The following is an 11,107-nucleotide window of genomic DNA, read 5'->3' on the forward strand; positions in this document are numbered from 1 at the left end:
ATAAAAAACAGAGATCCCGTTTGGGATCTCTGTTTTTCTGTTCTATGGGATTACTCCTCCCGTACCCGGACGGTACAGGTAGCCTTGACGCCCGAAGCGGGGTTTTTCACCGTGATGGTGACACGCCCCTCCTTGAGCGCTTCCAGATAGCCGTCCTCATCGACGGTCACTACATTTTCATTGCTGCTGGAAAAGACCAGCTCGGTATCATCGGCGTCCTCGGGATAGGCATAGGCTTCCAGCTCATACCCCTCACCGACATAGAGGGTCAGCGATTCATCACTGAGCTCGATCTCCTCCACGCCGCCTTCCCCTGTGACGGTGACATAGCAGTCGGCATAGTCCCCATCACTGTTTTCCACTGTGATGATGCACTCGCCGGTGCCCACCGCAGTCACCTTGCCGTTCTGGTTGACGGTGGCGACATCTTCATCGTCACTGGTCCAGGTAAGGCCGGAGCCGCTGGCAGACAGGGTTGCTGTCTTGCCCACAGCCAGGGTGAGTTCGTCCTCATCCAGCGAGATGCCGCTGCCGGAACCGGACGAGCTGCTGCCGCCCGAAGAGGAGCTGCCGCCGGAAGAGGCGGAATTGCTGCCGTAGTTGCCGCTGCTGGAGAAGCCTCCGCCGCTGCTGCTTCCGCCCAGGTTCTTGAGGAACTTGTTGGTGGTGCTGGCAATGGCCTCTGCCACATCCTGCTGATAGGAGTCGCTGAGCAGCTTGTTGTACTCCTTCTCATTGGTGAGGAAGCCCACTTCACACAGCACACCCACCATCTGAGGATCACGGGTGACATAGTACCGTCCGAACTTTCCGCCGCGGTTGGTGGTGTTCAGGGCACTGGAAATGGACGAGGACAGCGAAGTTGCCAGATTCTTGGAATAGTCGTTGAAGTAGTAGACCTCGGTACCCACTGCCGAGCTGTTGCTGGGCGAGGAGTTGCAGTGAATGCTCAGATATACCTGGGCATTCTTGGCCTTGGCATCTGCCACACGATCCTGGATCACATACTTGCCCGACGAGAGCTGGGTGTTGAGCAGGATTACATTGGCGCCCAGATCCTCCAGTTCATCTGCCACCTTCTGGGCAATCTCCCAGGTGATCTCACTCTCGGGATAGGCCGGCAGGAAGCCCAGTGCGCCCACATCGTCGCCGCCGTGACCCGGATCGACTACGATGGTGGCTCCGCTGGCGCCGCCCGGAGGATTGTTGAACCGGAATACCAGCTGGCCGTTGTCGTTGTAGAAGGCCCGGTATCCCAGGAAGCGTCCCGACGAGTTGAGGGTCAGGGTAACCTTGGTATTGCTGCTCGCAGTCAGCGAGCTGAACATGGGATTCTTGTCCAGCGTCCGGCTCTGCGGAACACTGTTGGTATAGTTGAAGTCGATGGTAAAGGCCGAGCCGGTGTACTTGGCACTGTACGAAACCTGCTGTGCCGTATCAAAGACCACATCGGTGAACTGGCTGTTGCTGGCGACCTGGACTCCGGTGACCGCGTTGCCGCCCGGCGCCGCATCGTTGGAAACGCCGGTGATGTCGTCCCGGTAAACCCGGACACCCGAAGCGAGCTTGTAATAGGTGTAGGTCTTATCCTCATTCTTGTAGACCAGCTCGCTGCCGACGGTGTAATCCAGCGCGCCCTGGGGCAGCGGGAAGTAATCCGGCTCGGACAGGTCATTGAGGGTGCTGGACGGGAAGGTCTCCGCCTGGGTCGCAACAACCCGGACAGGAGTGCCGTCCTCCACCGCAATGCGTTTGTTGACCTTGATATAGGCACCGGTCTTGCTGTTCGTGGAGCCCTGTGCCTCACCATAGACCACGATATTGCCGATCTCCTGCACCTTATCGGTGGAGGCCGGTGCGGTATAGGAACCGGTGAACAGCCGGTAGGAATCATTGTACTCGTTGCCGTCGGCACCGGTTTCATCCAGGGTGAGCTGGATGGTCTGTCCGCCGATGACAGCATAGACATTGGCGTCCTTATAGGCTGTGGCAGTGATGGTGATGCGCATACCGCCGTCCACTGTCACATTGCCGGTGGGCGATACCTCCTTGACAACCTGTACCTGACGGGTGATGTTGTAGACATCGGTCTTGCCCTTATGGGTGAATACAAACTTGTTGAGCCCCTCGGACAGCGGCATATTCAGGGTGAAGTAACCGTTTTCATCGGTGGTGATCTCCTGATCGTTGATGGTGATCTTCGCACCGGGGTCGGACGCACCCATGAAGGTGACTGTCTGTTCAAAGGTGGTATAGGTCTTCTGGGCCGGCGAGGTCACCGCCAGTTCGGTGAGGATATGCTGCCGGTTGAGGGTATCATCATAGTAGTCCAGGACTGCCTGGGTACTGCCCTCCAGGTCCTGCTTGAACCGGGAGAGATCATCATACATATCCCCGGTGAATCCGGCGAGATCCTCCGAAGCGATGAGCTGCAGTGCCAGCTGGTCATACTCGGTCCAGCCGGTCTCCTCCGAACAGGCCTTGCTTGAGAAGTGCAGCACATAGAGCGGCACATCCGCGGCATCCGCCTGTTCGCCCCACCAGGATACAACCTTCTTGTAGGGGATATTGGCATCGGTGGTGGAGCCTTCCGCCTTGACCACCACAAAGTCCACATAGCCGTCCTCCAGATAGGAGAGGTTATCGGCATTGCCGCTGTACTTGGCGGTGTAGGAAGCGGTGGTATCCGAGCCGTTTTCGTCGGTGGAGCTGTTGGCCCATACCGGCACAGTGAGCATGCCGATCTGCTTGCCCGGCGCATCGGTACGGATCGCCTCGCTCAGCTCCCGGAACGCCGTATGGCTCTGCTGGCTCATATAGTTCTCATAGCCCATACCGCCGCCATAGAGCTTGTAGTTCAGGTAGCTGTTCTCCTGGGTTTCGTTGTAGTAGCTGTCCACCATCAGGCCTTCGATGTCATAATTCTGGGCAATCGCCAGGCCATGGTCCACTGTATCGCTGATCGATGCGGAATCCATCTGGGAAAGCTCCACAATGCTGCCATCCTGCACACCGGTGAACAGATCATAGATCACATAGATATAGAGTCCGTTTTCCCGGGCCTTCTGGGAGGCGTATTCGAGAATATCAAACTCCAGGGTATCGTCCACATAGGGCAGGCCGCTCTTCTGGGCAATGCACTTCCCGTCCAGCGTCAGGGGCAGGATCACGGTATTCATCGAAAGTTCCTTCACCGACGCAAAGGCCGCATCCAGATCCGCCTGGATATCCGCCGCCGAAGTGCGTCCCTCAGTGAGGTAATCCACACCCGGCTTGATATACATGCCCTTCATATAATCCGGGCGGTTCAGAGTCACTGCTTCCGCCGAGTTCTCCCCGTCAGTCCCATTGTCCCCGGAGGGTTCGGATGAATCTCCCGACGGCAGAAAGGTTTCGGAATGCTCCGGGATCGTCAGTTCATGGTTCTGAACCTTCTGAAAGGTCAGCGCACCGGCAACTCCCACTACCACAAGAAGCAGGACCACCAGCACCGCTGCCACTATTTTTCCATTCCTCAAAAACTTTGACAATTTTGATCGTCCTCCGAAACGCCTGTCACATCAGTTCGGACAGAGCTTCCTTTTCCTGCTCCACCTGATCTGCTACCGCCGCAGCCGGCGCATACAATGACCGGTAACTGTACATACAGAATCCGCTGTAATGGCTGCTCTTGCGGGCCTCCGATACCATGCGGACCAGCATATCGTCATTTTCCACCCACTCGTTCTTGCCGGAACCAGCCCACTGGTCCACCAGACCGATCTTGCTGGCAGAAATACCGATATAGAGATCAATATCATTGCGGCGGATCAGACTGTTCCACTCCGCCACAGTTGCCGCAAAGGGACAGGTATCGTTTTCAAATCCATAGTAGACCTGAGGACAGATATAGTCCACATAGCCGGGATTGGAGAGCCATTCCTCCACATCAATGTACTGTTCGCTGTAATTGATGCTGGTGTTGCCCTGGGGACTGATCCCGAACCGCACCGAGCTGTCAATGGATTTGATGGTGGAATAGACCTCCCGCACCAGCTGATCCACATTGTCCCGGCGCCAGTCGCCCAGCGAGAGCTTGCCGCCGGATGCCTTGTAGTCGCTGTATGTATCCGCGTCAAAGGCAGAGTCAGTGGTGGGATAGAAGTAGTCATCAAAGTGGATACCGTCCACATCATAATTACGGACGATTTCCTCCACACCGGCTACAATGTGTTCCCGGGCTTCCTCACTGCCGGGATTGTAGTAGATGCCTCCGCCGTATTCGATCACCACATCACTGCCGCTGTCCAGCCAGTCCGAAGCGGGATTGTCGCTGCTCAGCGCCTGTCCGCCGTTGCTGGAATTGCGGATGCGGTAGGGATTGACCCATGCCTCCACCGAAAGCCCCTTGGCATGGGCCTGATCGATCATGATCTGAAGCGGGTCATATCCCGGGCTGACCCCTTCGGTTCCGGTCAGGGTATAGGACCAGGGGAACAGATCCGAGTCATAGAGGGCGTCGCCAAAGGGACGCACCTGAACAAAAACAGTGTTGTAGCCGTCATTCGCCACATCGGAAAACGCCTTGGAGATGGCGGATTCAAACTCCGACCGGGACTTCTGCTTGATCATCGATGAGAGATCCAGATAGGAGAACCAGACTGCCCGCATCTCTCCCGAAGGAGCCGTCACGCTGTTGTTGGCGGAGGGCTTGGAAGAGGTCTGCTGGCTGGAAGAAGAACTCTGGGACGACGCCTGGCTGGATGATGCCTGACTCGATGAGGAGGGCGCCGCAGACGAGGACTGCTGGGACGAAGCCGCAGAGGACGAGCTGGACGGTGCCTGGGAGGAAGAATTCTGCGCCGCGGAGGAACTGTTCTCCGCCTGGCTCTCCTCCGGCTCCGGTGAGGACTCCTCCTCGCTGCTGGAATCGCTGTTGAACTGGATCGGCGCAGAGGAATAGAGCAGATCCTCCGGTGCCTCCTGATCCTGGGCACAGCCGGTCATGGAAATCAGGACACAGGCGCAGAGTAGCGCACTGAGAAATCGTTTCATCATGGGTAAAACTCCTTCGCGGCGGACCCGCCGCGCACATTCATACAAAAACAAGGTGTCGGATTCCTGCCCGATTACTGCCGGAACTGACCAAATTCCCCTTGACAAATCCGGGGAAATTTCCAATACTTAAAACAAGAACCTCCGGCAGGACATACGGAATTTTGACCGCATTCGTCAGATTCTACCGGACTAACCCCTATTATACAATCTTTTACGGCATAATAAAAGTAAAAAAATCATGAACGGAGGCTGACAGTATGTTTTTTATCGGCGGGGCCGGAAACGGGAGCAAAGACCTCGGACGGCGGACAAATCAGGTCTGTCCGGGCTGCGGAAGCCGTCTGGGAATGCAGCTGATCCGCACCAATGGATATATCCATCTGTTTTTTGTGCCGGTGTTCCGGTATGATATCCACTATTTTCTAATCTGCCCGAACTGCGGAAAGACCTATGAGGTCTCCCGGGAGGACGGCCGCCGGCTGGAACACCAGCCTGACTTCGCCCTGCCGCCGGACCATCTGATCCCCACCGGGAACCGTCCCATCGCCCAGACCCGGTTCTGTCCGTCCTGCGGAAGTGAAACCGGCCCTGGCGACCGCTTCTGCCGCCGCTGCGGTCACCCGCTCTGACCTTTCCTCTGTGAACCATCAAAGCCGTCCTCCCGGGGACGGCTTTTTTGCTGCCTGCGGGAGCATCCGATCCGGCGGGCAGCATTCCTCCGGAACCCGCCTGACCCGGATACCGGACCGGGCAGGCTCCGGGCGGATGGTAACAGAGCACACGCCAGACCATGCCGCTGCGGCAGGTGTGACGCACGATGCAGAGAGGACAGCCACCGGACGCACGCATTCTGCGGATGGCCTCCGGTCTGCCTGCCCCGCACTGAAATTACCTCCGACCTACGGTCGTTTCAGGCTGAACCGCTCGGGCGGATCGGAGGTTCCGGCTTCCGCGGCGCTTTCACCGGGCTGTTCCGGGGCGGTTTCATCTGTAAAGCCTTTTTTCTTTACAGACTTCCGCAGATGGTCGGCCCGGCGGTAAAAATCGGCGGTATCATCGGATTTCGGGCGGAACAGCACCCCGGTCAGCGCCCACAGCACCGGCCCGATCATGCAGGCCGCTGTCACGGCAAGGCACATCTCCCGGTCGGGGCGCACCGTTCCCATGACTGTCATGGCCCAGGGGTTGGTGACCGAGAACACCGCCATCAGCGCCGACACGATCACCGCCAGAACCAGCCGGGGATTGTTCCAGAGCGGTACAGTGAAGAGGCTCCGGCGCTCGGATTTGCACTCAAAGCAGTGGATCAGCTGGGTGAAGATCAGGGTCAGCAGTGCGGCGGTGCGGCAGGCCTCCAGGCTCCCGCCCCGGGCCGCTGTGGCTGTGTAGGCTCCCAGGGTACAGAACCCGATGAGCAGGCCCCGCAGCAGGATGGTCCCCAGCAGGCCGCCGGAAAAGACCGAATCCTCCCGGCCCCGGGGCTTCTGCTGCATGACCCCCTCCTCCGGCGGTTCAAACCCCAGCGCCACTGCCGGCAGGCCATCGGTGGCAAGGTTTACCAGCAGGAGCTGCACCGGAGTGAGCACCACCGGCATGCCCAGCAGCATGCCAAAGAGCATGGCAGTCACCTCGCCGGTATTGCAGGAGAGCAGGTAACGGATGCTGCGCCGGATATTGGCATAGATGGTCCGACCCTCCCGCACCGCCTCCACCAGGGTGGAGAAGTCATCGTCCAGCAGCACCAGATCAGCGGCTTCCCGGGCCACATCACTGCCGCTCTCCCCCATGGCGGCGCCGATGTCCGCCTCCTTGAGCGCCGGTGCGTCATTGACGCCGTCACCGGTCATGGCGGTCACCAGTCCCTGTGCCTTGAACGCCCGGACAATCCGCAGTTTATGCGCCGGGGTCACCCGCGCAAAGACAGCGGTGCGGGGCAGTTCCCGGGTCAGCTGTTCCTCGGTGAGCTGATCCAGCTCCCGCCCGGTGAGCACCTGCTCGCCCCCGGGGCGCAGGATTCCCACTTCCTTTGCGATAGCACGGGCGGTGAGGCTGTGGTCGCCGGTGATCATCACCGGACGGATATGCGCCGACAGGCACTCCCGTACCGCCCGGGCCGCATCCGGTCTCGGCGGGTCGGTGAGCGCCGCCAGCCCCAGGAAGATGAGCCCCTCCTCCGGGTCAGCGGAATCGGCGGGCTTGTAGGCGGCTGCAATCACCCGGCGTCCCTCTGCCGCAAAGCGGTCTGCCTGGGCCTGTACCCGGCGCCGGAACGGGTCGTCCAGCGGCAGATCCCGCCCTTCCGAGCGGCAGCGGGTACAGCGGGGCAGCAGGAATTCCGGCGCCCCCTTGGCAAAGACAAAGCTGCCCTCGGGCTTCCGCACGGTCACCGACATGAGCTTGCGGCGGGAGTCAAACGCCCGCACCGACAGTTCCTCCTCCGGCTTCCGGTACAGCCCCGCCTTGGCTGCGGCAATGAGCAGCGCCGTTTCAGTGGGTTCGCCATCGGTTTTCCAGCGGTTTTTCTTGCCGGGCCGGATCTCTGCCGCATTGGCAGCCGCAAAGGCGGTGAGCAGCAGGGCTTCGTCCGCCCGCAGCTCCATGGCCTGCCGTCCGCCCCGGATAAAGGTTCCATCCCGGCTGTCCCCCTCGCCGGTGACCTCCAGCTCACCCCCGGCAGTCCACAGCTCCCGCACTGTCATCCGGTTCTGGGTGAGGGTTCCGGTCTTATCGGTACAGATCACCTGGGCACAGCCCAGTGTTTCCACGGCGTGCAGGCTCTTCACCAGAGTGCCCCGCCGCAGAATCCGCCGCACCGCCAGAGCCAGTGCCACGGTCACAATGGCTGGAAGCCCCTCCGGCACTGCCGCCACCGCCAGGGAGATTCCCATCAGGATCATATCAAAGGGGTTCTCGCCCCGGAAAATTCCGATGGCTGCCACCACGGCACAGATGCCCAGACACCCGGCGGCAATCACCTTCCCCAGCTGTTCCAGACGCTGGGCCAGCGGAGTCATCTCCGGAGCGATCTCCTCCAGCATGCCGGCAATCTTACCCATCTCGGTCTGCATGCCGATGGCAGTCACCTCGGCCTGACAGTTCCCTTTCACCGCCAGCGTCCCCATTCTGAGAGAACTGTCCCCCAGGCGGCTCTTTTCCACTGGCACTGACTCCCCGGTGAGCAGCGACTCGTCACAGCTTACGGTTCCGTCGCCGATGATCCGGCAGTCCGCCGGAATCTTATCCCCGGCGGCAATCAGCACCAGATCCCCCGGTACCAGCTCTTCCGCCGGGATCTCCCTGCGCACCCCCTGCCGGATCACCCGGGCTGTGGGCGCCGCCAGACGGGTGAGCGCCTCCAGGGTGCGTTCGGTGCGGTACTCCTGCAGGAAGCCGATCAAGGCGTTCACCAGCACAATGACAATCATCGCCAGTGCTTCGGTGCCCTCCCCCATGAGTACGGATAGCCCCGCGCACACCAGCAGGATCATGGTCATCAGATCCCCCAGCTGTCCCGCAAAGAGCTTCAGGGGGTTCTGTTTCTTCCCCCGGTGCACCGTATTGCGTCCCGCCGTTTTCCGGATCGCCGCTGCCTCCCCATCGGTCAGCCCGGTGACCCGTCCTGCGTCCTTCTGTCCTTCCGACATACTCTCGCTCCTTTCCAAAGCCTGTCTTTTTACCCATCTATATTCTCCCGGTCCGCCCGCTATGTCTGGGCTGTCATTTATCTGACTAAGTCAGATTTACAAAATCACCGGGATTCGTTCATGGGTTTGACACAATCAGCTGGTAAAGTAGAGCCATCAACCAAAGGGAGGAAATTGATATGAAACTGCTTGGGGAATTTACCGCAATGCTCTGCGGATCGTTTGATAACTCGGTACAGCTGGAACGCTTTGCCGCACAGGGGATCACCGGATACCCCGAAGCCCGCCATGTAAACACCCGGATCAACGACCACATCGATCATCTGCCGGAGGACTTTGCCGGGGAATTTGTGCTGGAGGAGAGCTACTACACCGTCGGCGGACGCACCAACGCCATGCCGCATCTGTTCCTGTTCACCGAGGAGGGGGACTGCGTCAAGCTGACCTCCTATGAGATGCCCGAAGGCTACACCAAGGATACCTTCACCGCCTCCGGACTGGGCCGCCTGGACTACCGGACCCTCCGGCCCTCCGCCACCTTCACCCCTGCCCTCTACCGCAAGAACGGCGAGTGGTTCGAAGGCGGCAGCGAGAGCATGTTTACACCGGTACTGAAATTTAGTCTCTATGAGCGGTTCAGCAATGAGGTACTGGAGGTCAGCGAGTCGATGGAAAAGGACGGACGCCGTACCTTCGGCTATGACCTGCCGCTGGAATACCGCCGCACCGGCTGCTGACCGGTTTTCGCACTATAAGAAAAAGGACAGACCCCGGATTGGGGATCTGTCCTTTTTTATTTTGTAAAATGGGTCAGTTCTTGCCGCAGAGGATCTTCACTGCCGAGCTGGTACCCAGACGGGAAGCGCCCAGCCGCAGGAACTCCTCCATATCCTCCCGGCTGCGGATGCCGCCGGCTGCCTTGATCTTCACACCTTCGCCCACATGTTCGGCAAACAGGCGCACATCGTCAAAGGTGGCGCCGCCGGTGGAAAATCCGGTGGAGGTCTTGATGTATTCCGCGCCGCTCTCGGTCACCAGGCGGCACATGGTGATCTTCTCCTCCTCAGTGAGCAGGCAGGTTTCGATGATCACCTTGAGGATATGATCACCGATGGCAGCCTTTACTGCCTTGATGTCCTCCAGGACATAGTCGGTGTTGCCGGCCTTGAGCTGTCCGATGTGGATCACCATATCGATCTCATCGGCGCCGTCCCGGATGGCCTCTGCCGCCTCAAATGCCTTGGCAGCAGTGGACATGGCTCCCAGAGGGAAGCCGATTACAGCACAGACCTTGGCCTTGCCGTCCAGCAGCTTCTTTGCCAGCGCCACATAGCTGCCGTTGACACAGACCGACGCGGTGCCATGTTCCGCAGCCTCAGCACAGAGGGCGGCAATCTGCTCGGGTGTGGCCTCGGGCTTGAGCAGGGTGTGGTCTACATAGGAAAACAGTTCCTGATTGGTCATGGAAAAACCTCCTTAGGCTTCTTCGACATTCTTCATCTCAATATGGATCAGCAGCGACAGCAGGGCCCGCAGCAGAATAATGCAGCCCAGCACGGTCAGCTCGCTCAGACTGGTAATCAGTACTGTTTTGAGAATCTCCGCTGCCATCTTGAATTCCAGTCCGGTGGCAAGGGCATTGGCAAGCTCATGCTTGACCGGATACTTCTTGATTTTGAACAGATCCAGCAGGTAATAGAAAAAGGCACGCAGTGTTCCGACTGTGACAATAAAGATACCGATCAGTTCGATCACTGAAATAATCACCGGCAGGATCTGCTCGATCAGCTGTTCCAGCATCTGATACACCTCCTTTTTCACATTCTCTGACGCAGCCTGCGTCTGGTTCCATTCAGATTAGGGGTCAAATCTGCATCAAATTCCCGGTCTGGCCCGGATTCCATGCACATTGAGGGGAAGTTTTTCATATCATGGAAAGAAAACGCTCAGACAAGGAGGCAGAACTATGGAGAAAAACAGCGCCGGCAGCCCGCTGGATCAGACCATTGAGCAGTATAAGCGGGATCTGATGGCGGTCTATCGCCGAAGCCGGACTCCCGTATCACCCGCCGACCAGCCCCCGGCACCCAAACCAGCCAGGCCCCGTCCGGCTGACCCTCCGGCAGCAAAGCCCGCTCTGGCAGAAATGCCCCCGGAGCCGTCCCATGCCCCGGAACCTACCCACGAGGAGCCCACCGGGGAACTGCCGGAAGAAACCGCGCCTGAGAAGGCACAGCTCCCCACCCTGGGGGAATTTCTCCGGGAGCGCATCGGCAACCCGCCGGACAACTCGGGCACGCCCCGGGATGCCATCGGACGCAATGAGGAGGAATACCTCACCGCCGCTGCCGCCTTCCTCCGGGAGCTGCTGGCACAGTTTGCGCCGGGCAGCAAACCCTCCGGGGAGAGCGCCGAGCCCGGCCCGG

The 11,107-nt window shown here is 59.4% G+C and carries 7 protein-coding genes and 1 pseudogene; 3 read left to right on the forward strand and 5 right to left on the reverse strand.

Annotated features, from left to right (window positions below; genetic code table 11):
• Positions 1-50: 50 nt before the first annotated feature.
• Both H9X81_RS05650 and H9X81_RS05655 read right to left on the reverse strand, forming a co-directional pair.
• Positions 51-3,530, reverse strand: a complete 3,480-nt coding sequence (locus H9X81_RS05650; protein ID WP_204720451.1) for an N-acetylmuramoyl-L-alanine amidase — start codon at positions 3,528-3,530, stop codon at positions 51-53.
• Positions 3,531-3,555: 25 nt separating this feature from the next.
• Positions 3,556-5,037, reverse strand: a complete 1,482-nt coding sequence (locus tag H9X81_RS05655; RefSeq protein WP_204720453.1) for a glycoside hydrolase family 10 protein — start codon at positions 5,035-5,037, stop codon at positions 3,556-3,558.
• Positions 5,038-5,294: 257 nt separating this feature from the next.
• Between H9X81_RS05655 and H9X81_RS05660 the strand changes: the two genes are divergently transcribed.
• The gene (locus H9X81_RS05660; RefSeq protein ID WP_204720455.1) at positions 5,295-5,666 is read left to right on the forward strand and encodes a zinc ribbon domain-containing protein; all 372 of its coding nucleotides are present in this window, start codon (positions 5,295-5,297) and stop codon (positions 5,664-5,666) included.
• 270 nt (positions 5,667-5,936) lie between these two features.
• On the opposite strand, the gene H9X81_RS05665 is transcribed toward H9X81_RS05660, so the two are convergent.
• Entirely contained in the window at positions 5,937-8,681 is a 2,745-nt protein-coding gene (locus tag H9X81_RS05665) for a cation-translocating P-type ATPase (RefSeq protein ID WP_204720457.1), read from the reverse strand.
• 179 nt (positions 8,682-8,860) lie between these two features.
• Here H9X81_RS05665 and H9X81_RS05670 point away from each other — a divergent pair, with 179 nt between their 5' ends.
• A complete protein-coding gene (locus H9X81_RS05670) occupies positions 8,861-9,418 on the forward strand; it encodes a hypothetical protein (protein WP_204720459.1) in 558 nt (185 codons plus the stop codon).
• A 73-nt stretch (positions 9,419-9,491) separates the two neighbouring features.
• Here the strand turns inward: H9X81_RS05670 and deoC are convergent, their stop codons facing one another.
• Complete coding sequence (deoC, locus tag H9X81_RS05675) at positions 9,492-10,145, reverse strand: deoxyribose-phosphate aldolase (RefSeq protein WP_204720461.1); 654 nt, start codon at positions 10,143-10,145, stop codon at positions 9,492-9,494.
• Between the two features lie 12 nt (positions 10,146-10,157).
• Positions 10,158-10,481 (reverse strand): DUF1622 domain-containing protein, encoded by a 324-nt coding sequence (locus H9X81_RS05680; protein WP_204720463.1) that lies wholly within the window; start codon positions 10,479-10,481, stop codon positions 10,158-10,160.
• A 166-nt stretch (positions 10,482-10,647) separates the two neighbouring features.
• On the opposite strand from H9X81_RS05680, the pseudogene H9X81_RS05685 reads away from it, so the two are divergent.
• Positions 10,648-11,107 (forward strand): annotated as a pseudogene (locus tag H9X81_RS05685) (hypothetical protein); the annotation flags it as partial.

Origin of the sequence: Hydrogenoanaerobacterium saccharovorans (assembly GCF_016901815.1) — a bacterium.
Taxonomy (GTDB): domain Bacteria; phylum Bacillota; class Clostridia; order Oscillospirales; family Ruminococcaceae; genus Avimicrobium; species Avimicrobium caecorum.